The organism is Enterococcus timonensis (assembly GCF_900104595.1).
In the GTDB taxonomy this organism is placed as follows: domain Bacteria; phylum Bacillota; class Bacilli; order Lactobacillales; family Enterococcaceae; genus Enterococcus_J; species Enterococcus_J timonensis.
Window position 1 is genome coordinate 203,908 of record NZ_FNVY01000003.1, and the last position, 24,388, is coordinate 228,295.

A 24,388-nucleotide genomic window follows, 5' to 3' on the forward strand; every position below is an offset into this window, starting at 1 on the left:
TTACAAAACTCTTTACTTTGTAATATAAATGACTTAAACTGAACTCAAGAAAATATTATAGGATGAAAAATAATGACAGAAAATAAATTCCCCAAAAAATCTCGGCGTATTTTAGGATTGGCGGGTTATCAAAGTATTGCGGTGCTCGGTGTTATTTTGTATCATTTGCTGCCCAATCATGTGGTGGGCGGTTACTTAGGTGTTGTGCTGTTTTTTGTGTCCAGCGGTTATTTGTTGACCGATCATTTGCACAAAGAGCAAGTAGAAAATGGCAAAATAAATTGGCTGCGCTATGCCGCTCATCGTGTGAAACGATTGTATCCGATGTTGCTGTTGATGTTTGGCTCAAGTCTGACTTATATGTACTTTTTTCAAAAAAATTTATTGCTTGCGGCTCGCGGGGCAGTGGCTTCCACTTTACTGATGTACAACAACTGGTGGCAAATTTTAAATGGCTCCTCGTATTTCGATCGTTTTTCCAATCAATCGCCGTATACCCACTTGTGGTTTCTAGGAGTCCAAGCGCAACTTTATATTTTAGTACCACTAACTTTTATTTTGCTTAGGAAAATTTTCAAAAATCACAACGGGAAAAAATTTCTAACACTGCTAGGACTTAGCGTTCTTTCGGCAGTTTTGCTGGCGATTTTTTTCCGACCAGAAAATGCTAATCGGGCTTATTATGGCACCGACACGCGGGCTTTTTCTTTTGTGATTGGTGCCATGGTGGCGATGATTTGGCCGCAAGTGCGCTTGAAAGAAAAAATTCCGCTTAAAACTAAAAAAGTTTTAAATCTAACTGGAATATTGACTTTAGTTTTAGTCATTGTAGGGATGTTTATTTTTTCTGATCAGCACGCATTTATTTATTATGGCGGGATGTACGGCTATAGTTTGCTGGCCGGTGTTTTGCTAATGATGGTGGTTCATCCGGAATCGAATTTTAAAAAATGGTTCAACGGTCCGGTCATTCGCTGGCTGGGGAGTCGTAGTTACGCGATTTATTTATTTCAGTATCCGGTGATGATTTTTTATGAAGCAAAATTCAATGTCGCCGAGCACGCGTACTGGCACGCTTTGATTGAATTTGTAATTGTCTTAGTTGTTTCAGAAATGGCCACTCGACTGCTAAATGTTTTGGTGAAGCGACCAAAAAAACCGGTGCTAGTGGCAGCTTTGTTAGCAGTTGTTTTATTTTTCGGCGTGTCGGTGGCAGGTCTAGTCCGTACGCCTAAAGCAGAAGTTAAAGACGACAGCGCAATATTAAAAGAACAGCTGGAACAAAATCAAGCATTGATCGACAAAACGCAGCAGACTGCAGAAAGTTCGGCCGCCACAGAAACCACGACATCTGAAGGAGCAACAACAGAAACAACCGCTCACTCGGTAACTGACACAAGTGAGGAAACAACAAGTTCCACAACAACAGATGCTTCAACAAAGGTTCCCGATAACAGCGGAACAACAGAAGACGCCACCGTCACCGCCCTAGCAGAAAAATATCAAGTGACAGCTGACGAAATTCATTTTGCGAAAAATTTATCTTTAACGGCCGTTGGTGATTCAGTCTTGTTAGCCTCGGCACCCGATTTATTAGAAATTTCTCCGAATCTAGTGATCGACGGAAAAATCTCTCGCCAAGTTTATCGCACCGTGCCAGTTCTCCAAGAACTCAACGCGCAAGGGAAATTAGCCGATAATATCGTGATGGCCCTTGGGACAAATGGACCTTTTTCGGATGAACGATTTAAAGAAGTGATGGATGTCATCGGGACCAATCGAAAGGTTTTTTGGATCAATGTCAAAGCTTCGATTCGTTGGCAAGACGAGGTAAATAATACTTTGAATCGGTTGGCCGCTGATTATCCTAATTTGACCATTTTGAATTGGCATGATTATAGTATTAATTCTCCCGCTTGGTTTTATGATGATTTAACTCATCCAAATCCAGAAGGCAGCATTCAATATACGAAATTTTTATTAGATCAACTTTATGCTAATTTAAATTAAAAATCGCCGAGTCCTTTTTAGGATTCGACGATTTTTTTGTAATTATTTTAAAACCCGTTGAAGAAATTCTTGCGTTCGTTCTTCTTTTGGTTGTGTAAAGATATCTTCTGGGCGGCCTTCTTCGGCAATTACGCCTTGATCCATAAAGATAACCCGATCGGAAACTTCTTTGGCAAACGCCATTTCGTGAGTCACAACAATCATGGTCAGTCCGGTGTGGGCTAGAGATTTCATAGTTTCTAACACTTCGCCTACCATTTCAGGATCTAGCGCTGAAGTGGGTTCGTCAAAAAGCATCACGGATGCATCCATGGATAACGCGCGGGCGATGGCCACCCGTTGTTTTTGGCCACCAGATAATTGGCTAGGGCGCGCTTGGATAAATGGTGTCATGCCGACTTTTTCCAAATTTTCTAAGGCAATTTTTTTAGCTTCTTCTTCGGAACGTTTCAAAACAACCGTTTGGCCTGCGGTGCAATTTTCCAAGACATTTAAATTAGCGAACAAATTAAATTGTTGGAAAACCATCCCCACGTGAGTTCGGTATTGTGGCAAATTAAAATCAGCGGCCAAAATGCTTTCGTCTTTATATAAAATATCGCCGGCACTAGGTTTTTCCAGTAAATTAATGCAACGCAGCAAGGTGGATTTCCCAGAACCGGAGGAGCCAATAATGGTAACCACTTCGCCTTTTTCAACCGTTAAATTAATATCTTTCAGCACTTCATTTTCGCCGAATTTTTTTTGTAAATGTTCAATTGCAATAATATTTTCCATCAAAGGTTCCTCCTATTTTTTAATGTGCGTGACTTGATCTTGGTTGGCATAAGGAATGTAGTTATTTTGGCCGTCTAGTTTTCGTTCAACCAAGCGCAAAATTTGCGTAATGCTCAAAGTTAAAATCAAATAAATAGCGCTAATAATCAAGAAAGTTTCATAAAAATTTAAATTAAAACCGGTAATCGTCCGGCCGGCGAAAAATAATTCCGAAACAGAAATCACACTCAAAACAGAAGTATCTTTAATATTAATTACAAATTCATTCCCGGTAACTGGCAAAATATTGCGAATCACTTGAGGCATAATGACTTTGCGCATCGATTGACCGTGCGTCATCCCAATGGCTTCGGCCCCTTCAAACTGGCCTTCGTCAATGGAAAAAATTCCACCGCGGACAATTTCAGACATGTAAGCCCCAGTATTAATAGAAACAATAATTAGCGCGGCGATAATTCGATTCAGATCGATTCCGGCAAATTGGGCCAGCCCGTAATAAATAACCATTGCTTGCACCATCATGGGCGTCCCGCGGAAAACTTCAATATAAACAATTAATATTTTTTCAAATAATTTGTGGAAGAAACGGCGGAAACCATTATCAGGTGTCGGCGCTGAACGGAAGACCCCGATTAAAAGTCCAATCAATAAACCAACCACAGTACCTACCATAGCAATTAAAACAGTGTAGCCAGTGCCGCGCAAAAGCATTTGCCAGTTGTCTTGTAAGATGGCGACAAAAGTGTTGCGGTTTTTAGTTTCTTGACCAGTACTGTCCTCGGTTGCTTCGGCTTCTTGACCAGGTTGATCGGCAATCATTTGATCCATTAATGCTTTTTGATCGTTTTCAGAAATACCGGCAATTACTTGATTAATGGTCGCTAAGTTGGGATCGTTTTTTCTAAGGCCGACTGAAATTTGGGTATCTTCAGGATTGGTGACAAAGCCGGCGCCGTCTGGAAATTCAATCATTTTATATTGAGCATCTTTAGCCTCAACGGTGACCCCTTCAGGACGTTCCGCCACGTAGCCGTCAATGACACCGGAAGCTAGTGCCACGCGCATCGTATTAAAATCTTCCATCGCGGTTTGTTTTTTAACATTGGAAATCTGATCGATGACTGAATAATGGAATGTATTTAATTGGGCAGTAATTTTTGCATCGGCAAAATCATCTAATGAAGTTGCTGAGGCGTACGGCCCGTCAGCTTCCACCACCACAATTAAATCGCTAGTCCAGTAGCTATCGGAAAAGTCGATTTCTTTTTCCCGTTCAGCAGTGGGACTCATGCCGGCGATAATCGCGTCAATTTTTTTAGAAGTTAAACTAGGAACGAGACCGTCCCAAGAACTTTTGACAATCACCAATTTTTTATCTAGAGCATCGGCAATTTTTTGGGCGATTTGCACGTCGTAACCATTGGCAAAATCCGGCTCGCCAGAAATTTGGACGCCACCATTTTCAGCCGTTTTTTGCGTCCAGTTAAAAGGCGCATACGCAGCCTCCAGTCCTACCCGAAACTCGTCGTTATTTTCAGCGGCAGAAACATGGGTACCATTTAGACTTGTTAGCGGCAAAATAACGCCCACCACTAAAGTAAATAATAGAAAAATAAAACTTTTTTTACGCATATAAACTCCTCCTGTTATCTATTAGACAACAAAAAACAGCCCTTGGGAAAAAACAAAGGCTGCAAAACTGATTCATTCGAATGAATGGATTCTAGATTAGCGCCCCTTAGTTGTTTAGACTAAGACAGTGTAAAAGATATTCTCCTTTACCCCAACAAATTACGTTAGTGACCGCAACTCATTTCGGCAAGTTCCCCTCTGCTAGTTTCACCGCGCACACTGACGCTCCACTAGTTTCATGGTCCCTGCAACCTCTACCTTGAAATTCCAAGCTATTTAGTTATCATGGTCACTACGATAAACCAGATGATGATAAATGTCAAATGATTTTAGAAAATCATTTTTCGTGTTTATTTTCCGATTAAAAAAGTGCCCATATGTGTTAAAAAGTATACATTTGAACGCAAAAGAGATAAAATAAAGTCAGAGGTGAGAGAAATGTCTAATATTAGAGTCGATGATGATTTAAAACAAGAAGCCGATCAAATGTTTGAAGCTGTGGGAATGAATACCGCTACGGCAGTAAAAATATTTTTAACGCGCTTTGTTCAAACGGGTGAATTTCCTTTCGAAATCAAAATTATTAAAAAAGAGTTTAACGAAGAAAGCTTGCAGGCATTTTCAGAAACGGCCAAAATAATCCAAGAAAAACCAGCTGCAAATACGGAAAGTCTAGATGATTATTTTGCAAAAATGAAAACTCAAACACTTGGACAAGAAGATGCTGGATTATAGGACAACTTCACAAACGAACTGGATCGCATGCCGATCTTTTTAAATGATACTTGACTAAGATAATAAAAAAAGCTCGTAAAAGTTGAAATGACAATTAACTTTTGCGAGTTTTTTCGTTGGGTTTATTTAAAGAATATTAACTTTTTCTGCTATACTAATAGGTAAGTCATTGCAAAAATGAAGGGAGTTTTTTTCGTGAGAATTAATCAATTTGCTCAAAAAAATGAAACATTAGATACGGTTAAAAAAGAACTAAGTGAGCTTGGTTTTTTAACAAATGAAACCAGTGACACAATCGACGGGAAAAAATTGTTTCGGGAATTTTTAGAGAAAAGTTTCCCTCAATTTCAAAATAAAAGTAGTATTGAAGATTATTTCACCCGGATGTTAGCTAGCACAGAAGAAACTTTGGCTGATTTTTTCGCCGGTGATGCCAATTTATCAGAGGAAGTTTTTTATTGTGTAGCTTTGCAACTGTTAGAGTTTTATGAAGATAATTTTTTAACAGTCAAAGATTTCTTGAAGGCCGCTAAAGATTCTGGTGTGTCGGTTATCGATGGTGATTTTACAAAAAGCGAAACGGTCTTAACAGCTTGGTATCAGCTACTTACTACCCATAACACGAAAGGATTAACTTTCTTAGATGAGTTAGCCAGTCGCGGATTTTTGGCGGGGAAAAATTTACCGCAGCCGTACTTTTTTAATGGCAAAAGCCAAGCCGTTTTTGATATGACTGGGGTGATTCGGGAAGTCGTTTATGTGGAGTCTAGTTTGGATTCTGATGAAGACGGCGTGCGGGATTTATTAAAAGTAGAAATCATTCGCCCGAAAGAATCGGATATTAGTCCAGTGCCCGTACTTTTTACTGCTAGTCCTTATGACCAAGGAATTAATCATTTGACTGGGGATACGAAAATGCACGAGGTCAATGTACCTTTAACACGCAAAACGCCGCAGAAAGTTTCTTACGAAGAGATTGCATTTGGAAAAGTGCCAGTAGAACTTCCGGCAGAACGTGAAGTTTTAGGAACCGCTGAAAAGGCGACGGAAACTTTCTTTGAAGAAAAAGTCTACAGCTTGAATGATTATTTGTTGGCCCGCGGATTTGCTAGCGTGTATGCGGCTGGAATTGGCACCAAAGATTCTGACGGAATTCAAACTTGCGGATCGGTGGAACAAACGGAAAGCATGAAAAATATTGTTGAGTGGCTAGCCGGCAATCGGCGGGCATTTACTAATCGGGTGGATCAAATTGAAATTGCGGCTACTTGGTCAAATGGAAAAGTTGCCATGACCGGTCGTTCTTACTTAGGAACATTAGCAACGGCTGTGGCGACAACTGGCGTACAAGGACTGGAAACAATTATTTCAGAAGCGGCGATTTCCAATTGGTACCAATATTATCGCGACAATGGTTTGGTGGTGGCCCCCGGTGGATTTCCCGGCGAAGATTGCGACGTATTAGCCGAAGAAACTTTCTCTCGCTCTATGCAAGCAGGCGATTATTTGAAAATGAAAAACTTTTTTGACGAGAAACAACTAGCAATGGCACGTGCTCAAGATCGCATTACCGGCAATTACAATACATTTTGGGATGAACGGAATTATTTGCCACACGTGAAAAATATCAAATGCGACGTGCTTTTAGTTCACGGTTTAAATGACTGGAATGTCAAACCTCGGCAAGTTTATCAACTGTGGAACGCCTTAGAAAAAGCACATGTCGCCAAAAAAATTATTTTGCATCAAGGGCAACATATTTATATTAACGGGATGCCGTCGTTTGATTTTCATGATGTGGTAAATCTCTGGCTCAGCGAAAAATTGTACGATTGCCAAAATCAAGCAACAGAAATTTTACCGCCAGTGATTTTTGAAGATAATTTAGAAGTTGAAAAATGGCAAGGACTAGATAATTGGGAAAATGAACACAAAAAAAATTGGTACCTTGGGGCCGATCAATTACAAACCGCGCCTTTAGCACCAGCGAAAGTGACATTTAAAGACCATTTGCCAGCGAAAGTTTTTGAAAAATATGCCAAAAACAACCAGCTTTGGGCCACTGAATTATTGGAAGCTGCCTCGCCCATGACTGAAAATCGCTTTTTAGTTCAGTCCGCGACTTTAACGGAAGATTTATTTTTAAGCGGGGCACCAGAACTCAGCCTAAAAGTTTCTTCAAGCGAAAACATCGGATTATTAAGTGTGCAATTGGTAGATTATGGTGAGAAAAAACGTTTAGGCGTCACACCCGCAATGCTTTCTTCTAAAGGTCTGCATCTCGGCTATCAATGGCGCAGCGATGCGCTAAGAGAATTTCAACTGGCAGAAAAAACACCTTTTAAAATGATTACTAAAGGACATCTGAATTTGCAAAATCGTCATAATGCTTATCAAGTGGATGATTTAAAAGCAAATGAAATGGTAGAAATTTCTTTACAACTGCAACCGACCATTTATAAAGTGCCGAAAGGTCATAAATTGGGCTTAGTGGTTTACGCCACGGACTTTGGCATGACTGTTCGCGGCAATCAGGAAATTGTTTATACGTTAGACCTTGATCAAGCCCAGTTAAAATTACCTTTGCAAAAATAAATTCAAAAATTATTAAAATTTTTACAATAAAAAAGCCCGAAAAATGATGTGAATTCATTTTTCGGGATTTTTTTGAGTAGAAATTTTATTTTAGTTTATCTTGAATATTTTCAATCATCTTAGTATAGGCGATTGGCCCGTTATAAAGCCAACTCGTTTCAGGTCCAAATGTCCACAAATTATTATTTTTCACAGCCGGAATATTTTGCCAAATTTGATCATCAAACATGCTAGCACCGCTGTCGCTATTTACTAAAATCAGATAATCGGCATTAAGTTGAGCAAGTTTTTCTAAGGAGACTGCCGACCAATCGGAAGTGGCCGACGCACTGATTTCTTTAGTCAGATTAGGCACTTCAAAGCCTAGTTGTTCATAAAGTAAATTTCCGCTGGAGCGATTTTCAGCCACCATAAAAGCAGAATTATTAGTCACCCATAAAACAGCCGCCGATTTGCCAGCAATTTTATCTGCTAAGTTTTCTTTGGCTTCTTTGACAAGTGCTTCGTAATCAGCAATGACTTGTTCTCCTTTTTTATCTTTATCTAAGACATTAGCAATATCTGTTAATTTTTCTTGCCAAGAGACATCGTCGCCGTTTTTCACTACATAAGTTGGCGCGATTTTATTGTATTCAGCATATTTTCCGCCTTCAACCATGGAATTGGAGTCAATCAGCAGCAAATCTGGCTCAAAACCTAAGACGTCTTCATAAGGCAAATCAAAGTTGATGGTGGGGACATCTTTTAATCCTTCTTGCAAATAAGTTTGGATCGATCCACTGCCAACGGTCCATTGCGCCACTGGTTTAACATCAAGAGCCACCAGATAATCTTCGAGGTAGCTGGCGATGATTCGTTTTGGATTAGCAGGAACGCTCACTTCATGATCTAAGGCGTCTGTTTTTGTTTCACTTTCACCAGCAGAATTATTATTTTGCGAACTACAGCCGGCAAATAAAAACGTGCTTAACAAAAGGAGCGGGAAAATCATCGTTCTAGTCATTTTTTTCATCGTAAATTCCTTTCCTAATTGAAAATCATTCTCAATTACCAGTATTAACAAACTCAGTGGTAAAGTCAACCTAAAATTTTTGCAGCAGCCAGCGAAATTCATTTTCCACTTAAGCCTATTGACGAATGAAAAGATTAAAGGGATAATTGAGAATGGTTATCAGTAGCGGTTGTCAATAATACATAGGAGAGACTCATGACGGAATTAAAAGCGATTGATTTATCAGTCGGTTATCAAAAACAAATGATCATCAAAAATTTAACGCTGAAAATTCCCCAAGGGCAAATCATTGGCTTAATTGGACCTAACGGCAGCGGAAAATCTACTTTATTAAAAGCTTTAGCCCGCATTATCTTGCCTCATGAAGGCAATGTTTTTTTAGATGATCAAGCCATTCAAACGATTGAAACTAAGGAAGTGGCCAAAAAAATCGCCATGCTTTCTCAAAGCAGCGACAGTTCAATGGGTTTAACGATTGAAGAAATCATCTCTTACGGGCGCTTTCCGTATCAAAAAGGTTTTGGGCAACTTTCTAGTGCGGATTACGAAGCGATTCACTGGGCGATTGAAGCTACGGGATTGGAAAATTTAGCCGATAAAACCATCAAAACACTTTCTGGTGGACAAAAGCAACGGGTTTGGATTGCCATGGCCTTAGCGCAAGATACAGATATCGTTATTTTAGATGAGCCCACGACGTTTTTAGATCCTGCTCATCAATTGGAAATTTTACAATTACTTCAAAAAATTAATCGCAAATATGGAAAAACGATTGTCATGTCCATTCACGATATGAATTTAGCTTCTCGGTTTTGTGATTATTTATACGCTTTAAAAGAGGGCGATATTCTGACTTGCGGAACGCCAGGACAGGTGTTAACCAATGAATGGTTGCAACAATTATTCGACATTGATGCTTGTTTGGGGACTTTTCCTGACAGCGCTAAGCCGTTAATTATAAGTTATGAACTGCGAGGCACTGCCGATGAAACGAAATAAAATGTTCCTCATTACTGGCGGATTATTGTTGGCTTGTCTTATTTTATTTTATTTCTCGTTGACCAATGGCGCTGTAAATATTTCTCGAGCGACGATTTACAATGCGCTTTTCCAATTTGATCCTCAAGATCAAACGCAGCAAATTATTCGAAATTTACGCCTGCCAAGAGTATTGGCAGCTTTCTTGATTGGCGCAGCTTTTGCTGTTAGCGGGGCTTTAATGCAGGCCATCACCAAAAATCCTTTGGCTGATTCAGGTTTGTTAGGAATTAATAGTGGCGCTTCTTTAGGTTTAGCTATTAGTTTTGCATTTTTTCCTACCCAAGAAAACAGCTCAATCGTTTTTTCTTTTTTAGGTGCAGCGGGTGCGGCGGGGATTATTTTTTTACTGACTCGTTTTTCAAGAGCTAGAATTTCACCAGTGCGTTTAGTTTTATCAGGAGTAGCTATTAGTTCTTTGTTTACAGCCTTGAGTCAATCTTTATCGCTCGTTTTTGACTTGCAGCAAGATTTAGCTTTTTGGTTTGTAGGTGGTGTAGCGGCAATTACTTGGGATCGATTTTTTAATTTATTGCCTTTTTTTATTGTGGCGATCATGGGGAGTATTTTTTTGGCTGCCCAATTGAATGTTTTAACATTGGGGGACGAAACGGCTATTGGACTTGGAAAAAATCCAACTTTTATTCGCGGGATTTCTTTATTTTTTGTTGTGTTACTAGCAGGAACGGCTGTGACTATGGTGGGCCCGATTAGTTTTATCGGCTTAATGATTCCTCACTTGGCGCGTTATTTTTCGGAAAGTTATCGCAAAATTGTCCCGTTAAGTCTTTTGCTAGGTGGTTTTTTAGTAATGCTGGCAGATTTTTGTTCCCGCATGATTAATCCACCCTTTGAAACGCCGTTAGGATTATTGATTTCAGCGATTGGCGTGCCATTCTTACTGTACAAAGTAAGGAGGACGACATGATGAAGAAAAAAATAATTGGTGTTGCGGGTCTTTTGATTATTGTTTTTTGTGCCAGTTTAATGATTGGTAAAACGAGTTTAAGTTTTTCAGATATCGCAGCGATTTTTACTAATGAAGGGACAGCCTCACAACAATTGGTTTTTTGGAATTTTCGTTTTCCGAGAAGTTTAATGGGATTAATTGGCGGTTGTGGGTTAGCATTTTCCGGCTTTTTATTGCAAGGAACGATTCGAAATGACTTAGCAGATGGCAGCATTCTTGGGATTAATAGTGGCGCGGGATTTTTCGTGATGTTGTATCTCGGGTTTTTGGCTCAAGGATCGCTTTTGATCTTACCAATTGTTGCCATGGCCGGAGGAATTGTCGCGGCTATTTTAGTATTTGGTATCGCCTTTAAACGAAAAGAATTTTTATCGATGGAAAAAATTCTGTTAGCAGGTATCGCCGTTAATGCCGGCTTTGGCGCCTTGACGTTGCTTGTCACGATTAAAATTTCTAAAGGCAGCTATTCATTTGTAAACTCGTGGCTTGCCGGTTCGATTTGGGGAACGACTTGGACGGCGGTTTTAACTTTAGTACCATTTATTTTGTTATTTACAATCCTTGCTTACCGAAAAATCCCGATGCTAGCGATTTTAGGTTTTGGCGAAGAACAGGCCATGAGTCTTGGGGTAAAAGTCAATCGGCAACGAATTATTTTATTAAGCTTAGCAGTCGGACTTGGAGCAAGTAGTGTGGCCTTTACTGGAAGCCTTGGTTTTGTTGGGCTAATGGCGCCTCATATTAGTAAATCGTGGCTAAAACAAGAAACCCGCACAAGTTTTTTAGTAAGCGGCGCGATTGGTAGTTTGTTAGTGATAATTGCCGATATTATCGGGCGAATTTCTTTAACTTCAGGAGAGATTCCAGCGGGGATTATTATCGCGATTATCGGCGCACCGTATTTTTTATTTTTGTTACTGAAAAATCGATTTTAGAAAAAGAAAATTTTACAACAAAAAACGCGTCAGTGTGTCGACTTCAAGTCAACACACTGACGCGCATTTTTTTTATAAATTATTTTGCTGCAACTACTTTTTTCTCGCGGCCTAAAATGGCTTGGATAACTGTTAAGACAAGCAACACGCCTAAAACAAGATAAATTAAAGACGAATATTGGGTGATGCCCCAACCCCAAGTGCGATAAATGGCTAAAGTAATCGCTAGAACGATAGCCGCAATTACGTTAAATAAGGCGAAGGCCCATAAGTTTCCATTTTCACTCCGTACATAATAAAAAATAGAGATGCCTAAGCTAAATACGGCCCACACGATGCAGACTAAAATAATTGCCCAATAAATAAAGAAGGGTACCAATTTTTTCACCTCACTTTTGATATACGTGAATAGTTTAACAGAAATCAGGAGTTTTGTCATTTTTTGACTGCATTATTTCACAAATATTTTTCAGGAAAAGTGTTGACGAATTCCCTCGACTCAAGTAGACTTTGAAGAAAAAATAAACAGAAAAGAAGGATTTGTTATGTGGTTTTTACCAGCATTAATTACATTGGTCGCTTGGGGGGCGGCGGATTTATTTTATAAAAAAGGAAATAATGAACGCGATCGATACTCCGCTCTAAAAACAGTTATGATGGTCGGACTGGTGATGGGACTGCACGCGATTATTTATTATGGATTGATTGAAAAAATTGACTATGATTTTAAAAATTTGCTCGTGTACTTACCAGTGTCGTCCATGTACATTTTATCCATGGCGGTAGGTTATGTGGGCTTGCGCTATATTGAATTATCAGTATCCTCACCGATTAGCAATTCGTCAGGTGCGGTGGTGGTGTTATTAAGTTTTTTCATTATGAAAGAAAATATGGCGCCGTTACAGTGGGTAGCTGTAGGCATGATTGTGTTGGGATTATTCTTCCTTTCTTTTTTTGAAAAACAACAAGCCAATGCCGAATTAAAACAAAGCGGCGCGGTGATTGAAAAAAAATACCGAATTGGCGCAGTGGCGATTATTTTTCCGCTCCTTTATTGTGTGATTGACGGGCTGGGTACTTTCTTTGATGGCATTTATCTCGACTACCGGCAAATTTTACCAGAAGATCAAGCGAATATGAGTTATGAGCTGACTTTTTTCATTGTGGCAATGCTAGTTTATCTTTACCTGACTTTTGTTAAAAAAGAAAAAATCCAAATTTTTAAAGAGCGGGACAAAGGGATGGCGGCAATTTTTGAAACGTTGGGGCAATTTTTCTATGTTTATGCCATGAGTGGTAACGCCATTGTGGCTGCACCACTGATTTCCTCGTATTCCGTTGTTTCGATTATCTTCGCCCGGATTTTCTTAAAAGAAAAATTAAGTGCTAAGCAATATACCGCCGTCTTCTTCGTTTTAATCGCCATTGCGATTTTAGGATTTTATGACGGCTAAATAAGACTTGCTAAAAACAGCAATTGTTCATCAGAAAGTGATGAGCAGCTGCTGTTTTTTTGTGTTTTTAAATAAAAAATAGTTGTAAAGAAAATAGCGTCAAAAAAAATCATTATTTTTTATTTTTGAAGAAAAATTGACAATTTTTTATCTTTTTTATGAATTATAATCTGTGTGTCTAGAAAAACCTGAGAATTTTTTTCAGTTTGAAAATTATTTCTCGGCGTAAGGAGATGATTAAAATTTTTAAAAATAAAAAAAATCAACCCCCAAAAGAGGTGAAAAATACAAAGAGAAGTTTAACTGAGGATTTACTCAATTTGGTCTTAAAAATTTTGGGAAGTTTTATTATCGTTTGGTTTTTATTTATAGTTATTTTTGGAATTGGTAAAGTACAAGACAATGATATGTCCCCAAACTTTAAGGCAGAAGATTTAATTATGTATTATCGCTTGGACAAAAAGTATCGCGTTTTAGATGCTGTAGCGCTAAAGGTCAACGGTAAGCTGCAAGTCAGGCGTGTCCTTGCTTTACCTGGAGATGTAGTGGATCTAACTAGTGCCGGCTTAGTTGTTAATGGAGCGTTGCAAACTGGAATTGAAAGTCCCTATACAATCGGCGAAACTTTGCCATTTAAAGGAGAAATTCAGTTTCCTCTCACTTTAAAAAAAGATGAAGTTTTTCTTCTTGGAGATAATCGACAAAAAGCTGAAGATTCTCGTGCTTATGGACCAGTCAAAATCAAAGATACCGCTGGTCAACTATTCTTAAGTTTGCGAAAAACTGGGCTTTAGACGTCAGAAAGGAGGAGCTATGAAAAAAATAAAGTTTTGGCTTATTTTTGGTGTGAGTTTCCTTTTTTTATTAAGCTTTTGGGTAGCCACGCCGAAAAGTTTTGCAGCTAGTTTTACAGGATCACAAAAAATGTCAGCAATTTTTCCTGATATCGCCGTGCGACGAGCAGTAAACCGCGCCCTAGGAAAAAATATAAATTCAGATGACTCAGTAACGCAAACAATGCTAAACAACATTAGTGGAACGCCGCCAACGGTATATATTGACCCGACTGAACAAGCGTCGTTTGGGATTGCCAGTAACTTGCAAGGGATTCAATACTTAAATAATATTGAAAAAATTAGTTTCCAAAATGCTAATATTTCTTCTTTAGCACCATTAGCTGAAGCCAATATGCCGAAATTAAAACAAGTTTATTTAAAAGATAACCCACTCACGCAACAAGCGCTTAATGATTTTGGCAAAGGAACTTTCCCAGTTTTGGAAGAATTGTATGTTGAAGAAAATAAAGCAACAGGTTTTACGGATTTATCGCCATTAGTAAAATTTACTACTTTGAAGAAATTGAGTCTCATAAAAGATAATATTAACGATGCCAACATGCAATATATTGCAAAATTAGTTAATCTCAATGAGCTATGGCTTAACACAAATAATATTTACAATGTTGATCCTTTAAAAACGCTGACCAAGTTAACTACTTTCCAATTTTCTCAAAATCATATCACCACTTTGTTTCCAATAGGAAGTCTACCTATATTTATAAATGGGGGATGGATAGGTACTGGGCAAACAATTACTGGCGCACCTCAGAAATATTCTTTATTGAGAACGTTGCGGGTCCAAAGTATTGGCCGAACTTTTACGAATGCCATTACAAAAATTAGATTACCAGCTTCTAATGTCGGTCAAGATAATACGAGTATTGATGCTGCAGATAATACAATTGCTATTTGGGATTGGCAGATTAAGGCGCCAAGCGAGGTAATTCCTCGATACAGTTGGGATAATTATCCGTTTGGGGGCATCGTTGATTTTTCTTTAATTCCCTTGGAGCAAAAAAAATTAACGGTTAACAATTATGTTTACGGAGCACCTCTTGGACAAAGTAAACCCAATTTTTCTTACAATATGCAAACAGTAGATGAAAAAGGAAATCTTTTAGAACCAAAACGTCTGAATCCCGTATTAGACACAAGTGGTAATTTTTCACTTACTAATCAAGGCCAAATAATAGTCCCAACCGTTTTTGATCAAACATTAACACCTAGTGTTGGTGGCGGGTTTGTTACTAAGGTGACACAAATTAATGGATACAAAACAGAATATCAACTAGACGGTGGTCTATGGCAAACATACAGCCCAAGTAATCCACCTACGCTAAGCAATGTCCAAACCGATCATATTTTAAATTTTCGGCATGTTTATCAGTACCCGCAAGCACCTTTTAAATTAGAGGTAACTGATATTAGTAACTATCCGACTTCTGATGGCTTTGACTTTGTTTTGAGTTTTAAAATTCCTGCGGGCATGGAACTACCTAGCACAACAATCAATGGGATAGTTTCTAACGGACAAGTCGTTGCCATTGCTTTAGATGGAACTTCAATTCAGTTAACGATGAAGGAATTTGAAACATTATCGATTGAAAATCTTCCGGTGGGAACAACTTTTACAATTACTCAAAAATATGAAACAAGTTATCTCACCTCGGGACCGAAACCGCCAAATGCAACAGATAATCAAATTACCTTTCCGCCAGAAATTAAAGGAGATTATACAGTAACTGGAACTCAAATTTCAGCTGGAAGAAGTATTCAAATTCAAAATAGAATGGAAAGTCCTGCACCACCAATTACTGGAGTGACGACTCCACTGAAATCTGCTTTATTTTTAACAATAGTCATGAGCGCGTTACTTATTAGTTTTATTACGATTTATTTTATTAAAAAAAGAAAAGAGGAAAACTTATGAACACGAAAATGAAATCTTTAGGGGCCGCAATTATTATTTTAGCGTCTGCCTCATTTGCTTTGACAACTTTTGCCGCAGAAGGTGATACGCATTACACGGATGATATTCGCCTTACGAAAACTTTTATTGGACCAGATCCGGCCTTGGCAACTTATCCAACCAATATTAAATTTACTTTTGAATTTACTACCCCGGAATTTTTCCTAAGTAACGGAACTCAACAAACGGGCGATTATACGAAATATGAAATTCCTGACCAAACTCTCACTTTCACGACTGATCAAGGGACGGTCACGAATGGTGCCTTAACGATTCATCAACAAACAGAAAATTTACTAAAATTAGTTGACTGGACTGGTGCTCCAGCTGGTATTTATATGTATCGTGTAAAAGAAACACTGGACACCGTAGCTTTACCAGCTGATCATAAAACGAATCTGACTTATGATACGCAAGAATATACTTTACGTGTTTATGTTGGTCGCGACGGCGTTGGCGGTGGTACGGTTGAAGAAGATGTAACTGGCACAGTGACTGATCCTACTGGAGATAAAGTTGATCCAAATCCAGTTGATCCAACAAATCCTGGTGGACCTGGAGAAGTAGAGTCGCCAAATGGCTTTAACTTTAAAAATATTTATACAGTTGATGCGGGTACTGATCCAACCGATCCGACTGACCCAGTCGATCCAACCGACCCAACCGATCCTGCTGATCCCGATGCAAGTTGGAAAGTCACCAAAGTAGTTAGTGGTTCTCTTTCAGCTAAAACTGATGAATTTAAATTTACTGTAACTTTGAATGATTCAGATTTAATTGTTGATAAAGCACATGAATACCAAATCGTAACGAAAAATACAAATTCAGCAAATGCAAAAACAATTAAAGTCGGAGAAGTAGTTACTCTATACTTGAAAGGCGATGAAGATGCATATATTAAAAACTTGCCAACAGGTGTTAATGTTTCTGTTGTGGAAAGTGAAATTGGTGAATATACACCGTCTTTAGCACAAAAATATCATGGTATTGCTGGAGCTGCAGGTACAACTAGTGCTTCTGGAATTTTAGGAGAAAAAGCAAACATTGTTGATTACACGAATAAATGGGATCAAACTACACCTACTGGGATTATTATGAATAACTTGCCTTATGTCTTGATGATTGTCGTTGGTTTAGGTGGGATTGCTTTTTATGTAATTAACAAACGTCGGCACGCATAATTTTGAATAAATGAAAAAGGAGGAGAGTACATTGAATGACCATTCTAGTAGCACAAAAAAAGTTGGAAAATTACTGATTTGTGTATTTGATAAAGCAGTCAATTTACTCATTCTCCTTTTTTTGATGATTTTCTTTACGTATGGTATTTACAGTATTTGGGACGGGCAGCAAGTATTGACTAGCGCACAATCTAGTCAGTATGAAACGTATAAACCCCAAGAGGAGAATTCACTTTCTTTTCAAGAGCTCCAAAAAATAAACCCCGAAGTCTTTTCCTGGCTCAGTGTTTATGGTACAGGTATTGATTTGCCAGTAGCTCAAGGTGAAGATAACGAAAAATACGTGAATACTAATGTAACTGGGAATTACTCCATGTCGGGTAGTTTGTTTCTAGATTATCGGAATAAAAATAATTTTTCTGATTTTAGTTCAATTATTTATGGGCATCACATGGCTGAATCAGCGATGTTTGGTGATTTAGATAAGTTTCAAGAGGAAAGTTTTTTTGAAGATCATCGCTATGGGAATTTATTTTTCCAAGGACGTGATTATGGACTAGAATTTTATGCCTTTTTGCAAGTCGATGCGTTAGATCAATCTGTCTATTCCACGCCAATTATTGGTACTGAAAATCAAGAGAAATATTTAACCAATATTAAAGAAAAAGCAAAATATTATCGAGAAACATCAATAAGTAGTGAGGATAGAATTATTTTGCTAAGTACGTGTGCAGAGGATTCTACAAGTGGTCGTTATATTTTAGTGGGTGTCTTAAGAGAGCAACCATTTTCAATTCCGGAAGCTTTAAAAGAATCTAACTTAAAAAATGGCCAACAATTTACCACGCAAGCAGCATCTTTTATTCAAGAAATAAAATTTTCACAACTACAACGTTTTGGACTTTTAGTTGCCACTTTTTTACTGCTTCTTTCTTGGTATCTCTTTTTAATTTATCAACGGCAACACCCGAAGAAGGGAGGGCCTTATGCTAAAAAATAAATCATGGCTTGCATTTACTTTCTTTATTTTTGCCTTACTTTTTTTCCCAGGAAATAAAATCTTCGCTGCTGAAAATCAATCGGAAATATCCATAAACGTACAACAAATTCTGGAAAAACAGCAAAGTTTCACGGTTAGTTATCATGTAGAGTCATTTTCTAAAGGAGTTCTGCCTACTGGATTAAACAATGAGGGAGATTTTCAATTAACGGGAAATTCTAGTCAAGGTTTACATTTTACATTTGAACAGGTGGGTAATTATATTTATGAATTAACGCCAAAAGAAAATAGTTTCACGGTGTTTCCAAAAGATGAAGTAAAGATTACGTTAGCATTTACCACTTATTATAATCGAGAAGGTAATTTAGAAACGATGACAATCATTGAGGATTCTACCGGCTTTAAGCTCCCACAACTTCTCTTTCATCCGACTCGAATTAATTTACCATCAACCGGAACTAGTCAACCGCCAAAAAAACCTGGACATGGATCATTGCCACAAACTGGAGAAACGATAACCTTTTTTACTAGCATTCTAGGCTTATTTCTTTTAGTTTCAGCTAGTTTTTTAAAAAAACGGCAGCGGTGAAATAAATAATGTATTAGAAAAGCTAATTGTGGTATATCCCAATTAGCTTTTTTTAGCTAGGGCTGTTTTTTTTCGCCAGTATTTACCGTATGAATTAACTACAATCCCCCTATGACTTATGGTAAAATAAATGAAAGAAAAAGGAAAAGTTTACTATAATTTTTGATTAAATAATTGGAGGTTGTTAGGACCCATGACTCAAACTGAAAAGGAAAAAATGATTGCTGGCCAATTTTATTTTGCCCAAGATACTGAACTGGTGGCTTCTCGTAAAGAAGCTCGGCGCCAAATGAAAAAAATTAATGCCCAAGAAGACGATCAACTGCGGCAACAACTAGTCCAAGAAGTTTTCGGCACATCTGGAAACCATCTATATGTAGAACCCAACATTACGTTTGACTATGGTTTTAACATTCATGTGGGAGAAAATTTTTACTGTAACTTTAATAATATTTTTCTCGATACTTGTCCGATTATTATTGGCGACAATGTTATGTTTGGCCCTAATGTTCAACTTTATACCGCCACGCATCCCTTGGAACCAGTGAAACGTAATTCTGGTTTGGAATACGGCAAGCCGATTCAAATTGGCGATAATGCGTGGTTTGGTGGTGGCGTGGTGATTTTGCCAGGGGTCACGCTTGGCGATAATGTGGTGGTAGGTTCCGGCAGTGTCGTTACTAAATCATTTGGCGACAACGTAGTTTTAGGCGGCAATCCAGCGCGCGTCATTAAAAAAATTACTGAAAATGAACCTAGCAATCCGTTAGACGGACTTCGTGCCAAAATCGATCACATTGATGATCAACTGCTAGAATTACTCACTAAACGTTTGCAAATTGTTGGCGATGTGGCTCAATATAAAGCTGAACACAAATTGCCAATTTTAAACAAAGGGCGAGAAGAGGAAATTTTGGCGCGTCTAGTACCTAGTAACGATGCTGCGCTGACGCCTTTTTTGAAAGAAAATTTTGAACAGATTTTGCGACTTTCTAAAGAATATCAAGCGAAAATCATTAAGGATCCTCACCATGAAAAATAAATTAACCGGTGATACGCGCCGCGAAAAAATTTTAACAGCTTTACGGGAAAATGAAACAGCCACTTCGGCCACCGCTCTTGCTAAAAAACTAGAAGTCAGTCGGCAAATTATTGTTGGCGACGTGGCGTTACTTAGAGCTAGCGGCGAAAAAATTATTGCCACCGGTCGTGGTTATTTGCTAGAAACTAACTCGGACGGACTTGTCAGCCAAATTGCTTGTCGGCATACTTTTGATCAGACCGCTTTAGAATTACAAGTGATTATCCAACACGGGGGAACGGTCCAAGATGTTTTAGTGGAGCACCCGTTGTATGGCGAGCTGAAAGGTGGATTATATCTGTCAACGCTAGAAGATGTGGATCATTTTATTAGCGAAATTAAAAAAAAGCCGCAGCTCCTACTTTCAACTTTAACTGGCGGCGTTCATTTGCACACAATCGTCACCCCTAGTGTTAAAGAGTTAAATGAAATTAAAAAAGCTCTAGACCAAGTAGGAATTTTATACAAAGATTAAAAATTAGTACGCTAGTGAAAAATCGCCAAAAATCTGCGACAGAGCAAATCTTTGACGATTTTTATTTTTTTTAAATAAAATAAAAAAAACCAGAATAGCGACGGCTACTCTGGTTTCATTATTTCTAAAAATTTTAAAATACTAAAACGGGTGTATCGGAACTAACGGCTTCGTACAATTTTTTCATAACATCGGGCGGTGTGTTGATACAGCCATGGGAACCGTGAGCCAAATACCAATCGCCACCGTAAGTCGGTTGCCAGCTGGAATCATGAATCCCGACGCCAGTCCAATCAATTGGCATCCAATAATTCACTGGTGTTTCATAATTTGTCCCATCACCATTTGCCCCGCGCAAAACAGAAGGCGACTCTTTATTCCAAATATAAAAGAGTCCAGCGGGTGTAGCTGAAGTAGGTTTACCGGTAACAACATCAGTTTCTAGAACCAAAGCGCCATCTTTATAAAACCACATATGTTGATTTTGCATATCCACTTCGATATACGTATTGCCCACTCTAGCACCAGTGGCTGATCCTGATCCTTTAACGACGGGCGTGCGGGTAAAATCTTCACCAGTTAAAATAGCTTCCGTCAATGCTTGCGTTTCAGTTTCTACTTGGATCGACCAGCCGTAAGAACCGGCGGGCACTGAAACTTGGCCGCGTTTTGTCGAATTGAAAGTGTAAGGAACGGATGAAGTATTATATTGAGTAGCGATGTTTTGTAAATAAGATTTTACTTTTTCTTGATCAAGATTCACAGCACCATCGGAAAATGTCAGCCACGATTGAATGGTTTCAGTTGGAATGGTGAAAGAATTTTCGTTAATAGTATAGTTCGCAGAAATACCAGCGATTTTTTCAGCGGAGGCTAATTGGGTTTGCAAAGTAGTATCGTCTTTAGTGACAGTAGGCTTCGTTGTGTAATCAGCCATTTCTAAAGTGGTTTGCCCATCTTTGATGCTCGTGGTGAAATCAGTCAAAATTTTTGTAGTGTCGATCTTTGTCCCTTGAACTTCTGGCTGAATAGTAAAAGTGCCGTCTGCAAAAACCAAAGTAGCGTCAGTCGTGTCGGTCCGTCCTTCATTTAAAGCAGTGAACTCAGGCGTCACGGTTTCTACATAAGCAGCCAATTCTTCATCGGTGGCCGTCAGATCACCGACAGATGTCGAATGGTTTTGGAAAAATGCTAAAGGAAATGACCAAGCATTTTGTTTTTTCATTAATTTATTTAATTCACTGGTGAAATCAGGCGTTTTGCCAAGGTCAGCTAAAGTAACGGTTTTAAAAGTTTGCCCATTTTCAGTGAAAGTAAATAACTCGGTGGGGATACTTTTTTTAATTTGCTCATTGGCAGTAGCGATTTCTTCATTACCGATTTCTTGACTCTTGACGCTAGTATTTGGTAAAAATCGATTTTGATAATGAAAGACGCCATAACCATAAGCTGCCACGATTAGTCCTAGTGCAATCAGCAGAGTGAAAAGTAATGTTTTCTTTTTTTTCTTGCGATGTCTTGTCGTCATGAATAACTCCTCTTTATGTAATAATGCATAGCGAATAAATGCATAAAGTAAATGCAACAAATGTTCTTTCACATTGTAGCACATTTCAAAAAAAAATAAAGATAGAAAGATTTTTGTTGGTAAAATTTTAAAAACTGTGAAAAAGCGGCGTAAAATCAACCTATTGTTTTCAAAAAACGTACGAGAAAATAAATATTCAAAAGAAAAAACAGCTCGTTCCAGAAAGACAGTTGGAACGAGCTGTTTTGATTTTTTTGAGCGAAACTTTAGCGGTGTCTCAAGTGCAAGGACTAGGAAAAAAGATAATTCTTTTAGCGAATGAGCCATTCGCCTTCAGAATTCCTATTTTTCTACGTCCTTAAACGCACTTTCGACATCCTTAGTTTAGCGGTGGCTCACGTGCAAGGATTAGGAAAAAAGATAATTCTTTTAGCGAATGAGCCATTCGCCTTCAGAATTCCCATTTTTCTACGTCCTTAAACGCACTTTCGACAACCTTAGTTTGACGGTGTCTCGAAGGTTGTGATTAGGAGAATAGATAAAATTTTTGAAAATCCAAAATCGGGATTTCCGAAAAATTTTCCTAATTCTCTACATCACAGCCCACCTTCTCTACATCCTTAGTTTGACGGTGTGTTTTGACCAGCAGTTAGGAAAATAGATGAAATGTCTTCTGAACGCAAGCGTTCATTTGCCAGTTCCCTAATTTTCTACACTGCTTAACGGTCAAAACACATCCTTAGTCTTCTTCTAATTTTTTGAAGGCGGATTCTAGGACTTCTTTTAACTGAGCGGCGGAAGCATCCATCCGGTCGCGTTCGGAATCACTTAAAGGAATTTCGATTACTTCACGGATACCTTCGCGATTGAGAATTGCAGGTGCGCCGATAAAAATTCCTTCTTGGCCGTATTGTCCGTCTAAATAAACTGAGAGCGGCAAAACAGAATTTTCATCATTTAAAATGGCTTTAGTAATCCGAGCTAGAGCCACGGCGATGCCGTAAAAAGTGGCGCCTTTTTTTTCGATAATTGTATAAGCGGCATCTCGCACGCCAAAGAACAAATTAACGAGTTGCTCTTGGTCAACTTCGGGACGATCTTTCACCCATTCATAAATCTGTAGGCCGGCCACATTAGCGTGACTCCAAACTGGAAATTCGGTATCGCCGTGTTCGCCTAAAATATAAGCATGGACATTACGAGCGTCGGCGCCAACTAATTCGGCAATCGCTTGGCGGAAACGAGCGGAATCTAACGATGTTCCTGAGCCAATAACTCTTTCTTTTGGAAAGCCGGAAAATTTCCAGACAGCATAAGTTAAAATATCTACGGGGTTGGCCGCTACTAAAAAGATGCCGTTAAAGCCAGAAGCAACGACTTCTTCTACGATACTTTTAATAATTTTTAAATTTTTATTGACTAAGTCTAAACGAGTTTCACCGGGTTTTTGTGGAGCGCCGGCGGTAATTACTACAAGGTCAGCATCTTTAGCATCTGAGTATTCGGCTGAGTAAATCTTTTTCGGGGTGGTAAAAGCTAACGCATGGGATAAATCTTGAGCGTCACCTTCTGTTTTCTTCTTATTAATATCAACAATTCCGATTTCCTGGGCGATATCTTGGGTCACCAGCGCAAAGGCATAACTCGAGCCGACTGCCCCGTCGCCAATTAAAATAACTTTTTGATGTTTAATGGATTTGGTTGTCATAATTTACCCCCTATAAATAGTTTTTTCAAAATAATGCTATCACTTTAATAACTCGCTGTCACTTAATATGCTAACGATTGAGCAAATGAAAATCCTGAAGAAACCACCTAGAGGCAATTCGCCAAATTTTTTTCGATTTATGCTATAATTAAGAGGAATTTAGTCATTTAAGAGTATTTTTTTTTCGTATATCCTGGGGGTTTTTTAAAACCGCCAGTAATTTTGCGTGGAAAAACATCTCATGAGATTGAGAAAAAATATTTGTAAGGAGATTTTAACGTGCGGGCAATTATTGGCCTGGGTAATCCAGGGAAAAAATATGAAAAAACAAAACACAATGTCGGTTTTATGGTAGTGGATGCCATTGCCAAAGAATTTAATGTCACTATGAAACGACACACTTTTGAAGCTGAGGTGGGCGATTTTTTTTACGAAGGGGAAAAGATTTTACTCATTAAACCACTGACGTTTATGAATGATTCTGGTCGAGCAGCCGGACCGCTTTTGACTTATTATAATTTGACACCGCAAGAGGCAATTATTGTCTGTGACGATTTAGATATGCAAATGGGGAAAGTTCGTTTGCGAGAACATGGCTCAGCTGGGGGTCACAATGGTTTGAAAAGTTTGATTGCTCATTTTAAAACGACGGATTTCCCGCGGATTAAAGTCGGCATCGGTCGGCCAAAAAAAGAAGGTCAAACCCAAGTGGTCCATCATGTGTTGGCTCCATTTTCTGTGGATGAACAAATCGATATTGATCCTGCGTTAAAAAAAGCCCAACACACCGCATTATATTTTGCCAGCGGGCACACCTTTAATGAAACAATGAATTTTGCTGCTAAGGAGTAAGGAGTTTG

20 protein-coding genes, 1 pseudogene and 1 riboswitch are annotated in these 24,388 nt (G+C 38.6%); of the genes and pseudogenes, 15 read left to right on the top strand and 6 right to left on the bottom strand.

What is annotated here, in order from left to right; genetic code table 11:
- The first annotated feature begins 72 nt into the window (after positions 1-72).
- A complete protein-coding gene (locus BQ5341_RS02720; protein WP_071130541.1) occupies positions 73-2,010 on the top strand; it encodes an acyltransferase family protein in 1,938 nt (645 codons plus the stop codon).
- A 42-nt stretch (positions 2,011-2,052) separates the two neighbouring features.
- Here BQ5341_RS02720 and BQ5341_RS02725 read toward each other — a convergent pair whose 3' ends face one another.
- Both BQ5341_RS02725 and BQ5341_RS02730 read right to left on the bottom strand, forming a co-directional pair.
- A complete protein-coding gene (locus BQ5341_RS02725) occupies positions 2,053-2,787 on the bottom strand; it encodes an amino acid ABC transporter ATP-binding protein (protein ID WP_071130542.1) in 735 nt (244 codons plus the stop codon).
- A gap of 12 nt (positions 2,788-2,799) precedes the next feature.
- On the bottom strand, positions 2,800-4,419 hold the full coding sequence (locus BQ5341_RS02730) for an ABC transporter substrate-binding protein/permease (protein WP_071130543.1): 1,620 nt from the start codon (positions 4,417-4,419) through the stop codon (positions 2,800-2,802).
- A gap of 89 nt (positions 4,420-4,508) precedes the next feature.
- Positions 4,509-4,684, bottom strand: a riboswitch (Lysine riboswitch).
- A gap of 173 nt (positions 4,685-4,857) precedes the next feature.
- Here BQ5341_RS02730 and BQ5341_RS02735 point away from each other — a divergent pair.
- On the top strand, positions 4,858-5,154 hold the full coding sequence (locus tag BQ5341_RS02735) for a type II toxin-antitoxin system RelB/DinJ family antitoxin (RefSeq protein ID WP_071130544.1): 297 nt from the start codon (positions 4,858-4,860) through the stop codon (positions 5,152-5,154).
- A 195-nt stretch (positions 5,155-5,349) separates the two neighbouring features.
- A complete protein-coding gene (locus BQ5341_RS02740) occupies positions 5,350-7,749 on the top strand; it encodes a Xaa-Pro dipeptidyl-peptidase (protein ID WP_071130545.1) in 2,400 nt (799 codons plus the stop codon).
- Positions 7,750-7,834: 85 nt separating this feature from the next.
- Here BQ5341_RS02740 and BQ5341_RS02745 read toward each other — a convergent pair whose 3' ends face one another.
- Complete coding sequence (locus BQ5341_RS02745) at positions 7,835-8,761, bottom strand: ABC transporter substrate-binding protein (RefSeq protein WP_071130546.1); 927 nt, start codon at positions 8,759-8,761, stop codon at positions 7,835-7,837.
- Positions 8,762-9,022: 261 nt separating this feature from the next.
- Between BQ5341_RS02745 and BQ5341_RS02750 the strand changes: the two are divergent.
- From BQ5341_RS02750 to BQ5341_RS02760, 3 genes and pseudogenes are all read left to right on the top strand, one after another.
- Positions 9,023-9,760: pseudogene (locus BQ5341_RS02750) on the top strand (ABC transporter ATP-binding protein); the annotation flags it as partial.
- On the top strand, positions 9,747-10,727 hold the full coding sequence (locus BQ5341_RS02755) for a FecCD family ABC transporter permease (RefSeq protein ID WP_071130548.1): 981 nt from the start codon (positions 9,747-9,749) through the stop codon (positions 10,725-10,727). The pseudogene BQ5341_RS02750 and the gene BQ5341_RS02755, both read left to right, overlap by 14 nt.
- Complete coding sequence (locus tag BQ5341_RS02760) at positions 10,727-11,704, top strand: FecCD family ABC transporter permease (RefSeq protein WP_071130549.1); 978 nt, start codon at positions 10,727-10,729, stop codon at positions 11,702-11,704. The genes BQ5341_RS02755 and BQ5341_RS02760 overlap by 1 nt, the downstream gene beginning before the upstream one ends.
- A gap of 79 nt (positions 11,705-11,783) precedes the next feature.
- On the opposite strand, the gene BQ5341_RS02765 is transcribed toward BQ5341_RS02760, so the two are convergent.
- Positions 11,784-12,083, bottom strand: coding sequence for a hypothetical protein (locus BQ5341_RS02765; RefSeq protein WP_071130550.1), 300 nt, complete (start codon positions 12,081-12,083; stop codon positions 11,784-11,786).
- Positions 12,084-12,249: 166 nt separating this feature from the next.
- On the opposite strand from BQ5341_RS02765, the gene BQ5341_RS02770 reads away from it, so the two are divergent.
- From BQ5341_RS02770 to BQ5341_RS02805, 8 genes are all read left to right on the top strand, one after another.
- Positions 12,250-13,158, top strand: coding sequence for an EamA family transporter (locus BQ5341_RS02770; RefSeq protein ID WP_071130551.1), 909 nt, complete (start codon positions 12,250-12,252; stop codon positions 13,156-13,158).
- A gap of 233 nt (positions 13,159-13,391) precedes the next feature.
- Positions 13,392-13,952, top strand: coding sequence for a signal peptidase I (gene lepB / locus BQ5341_RS02775; protein WP_083378572.1), 561 nt, complete (start codon positions 13,392-13,394; stop codon positions 13,950-13,952).
- A 19-nt stretch (positions 13,953-13,971) separates the two neighbouring features.
- Positions 13,972-15,927, top strand: a complete 1,956-nt coding sequence (locus tag BQ5341_RS02780) for a leucine-rich repeat domain-containing protein (protein WP_071130552.1) — start codon at positions 13,972-13,974, stop codon at positions 15,925-15,927.
- A complete protein-coding gene (locus BQ5341_RS02785; protein ID WP_071130553.1) occupies positions 15,924-17,147 on the top strand; it encodes a DUF7601 domain-containing protein in 1,224 nt (407 codons plus the stop codon). Before BQ5341_RS02780 ends, BQ5341_RS02785 begins: the two co-directional genes overlap by 4 nt.
- Positions 17,148-17,178: 31 nt before the next feature.
- Positions 17,179-18,147 (top strand): class B sortase, encoded by a 969-nt coding sequence (gene srtB / locus BQ5341_RS02790; protein ID WP_235836362.1) that lies wholly within the window; start codon positions 17,179-17,181, stop codon positions 18,145-18,147.
- Complete coding sequence (locus tag BQ5341_RS02795) at positions 18,134-18,736, top strand: LPXTG cell wall anchor domain-containing protein (protein WP_071130555.1); 603 nt, start codon at positions 18,134-18,136, stop codon at positions 18,734-18,736. The genes srtB and BQ5341_RS02795 overlap by 14 nt, the downstream gene beginning before the upstream one ends.
- Before the next feature lie 193 nt (positions 18,737-18,929).
- Complete coding sequence (locus BQ5341_RS02800; RefSeq protein WP_071130556.1) at positions 18,930-19,778, top strand: chorismate mutase; 849 nt, start codon at positions 18,930-18,932, stop codon at positions 19,776-19,778.
- Positions 19,768-20,292: a transcription repressor NadR gene (locus BQ5341_RS02805; protein WP_071130557.1), complete on the top strand. Its 525-nt coding sequence runs from the start codon at positions 19,768-19,770 to the stop codon at positions 20,290-20,292. Before BQ5341_RS02800 ends, BQ5341_RS02805 begins: the two co-directional genes overlap by 11 nt.
- Before the next feature lie 133 nt (positions 20,293-20,425).
- On the opposite strand, the gene BQ5341_RS02810 is transcribed toward BQ5341_RS02805, so the two are convergent.
- Together BQ5341_RS02810 and BQ5341_RS02815 are read right to left on the bottom strand one after the other, a co-directional pair.
- A complete protein-coding gene (locus tag BQ5341_RS02810) occupies positions 20,426-21,820 on the bottom strand; it encodes a L,D-transpeptidase family protein (protein ID WP_071130846.1) in 1,395 nt (464 codons plus the stop codon).
- Between the two features lie 739 nt (positions 21,821-22,559).
- Positions 22,560-23,528, bottom strand: a complete 969-nt coding sequence (locus BQ5341_RS02815) for an L-lactate dehydrogenase (protein ID WP_071130558.1) — start codon at positions 23,526-23,528, stop codon at positions 22,560-22,562.
- A gap of 279 nt (positions 23,529-23,807) precedes the next feature.
- Between BQ5341_RS02815 and pth the strand changes: the two genes are divergently transcribed.
- Positions 23,808-24,380 (top strand): aminoacyl-tRNA hydrolase, encoded by a 573-nt coding sequence (gene pth / locus BQ5341_RS02820; RefSeq protein ID WP_071130559.1) that lies wholly within the window; start codon positions 23,808-23,810, stop codon positions 24,378-24,380.
- Positions 24,381-24,388 lie beyond the last annotated feature (8 nt).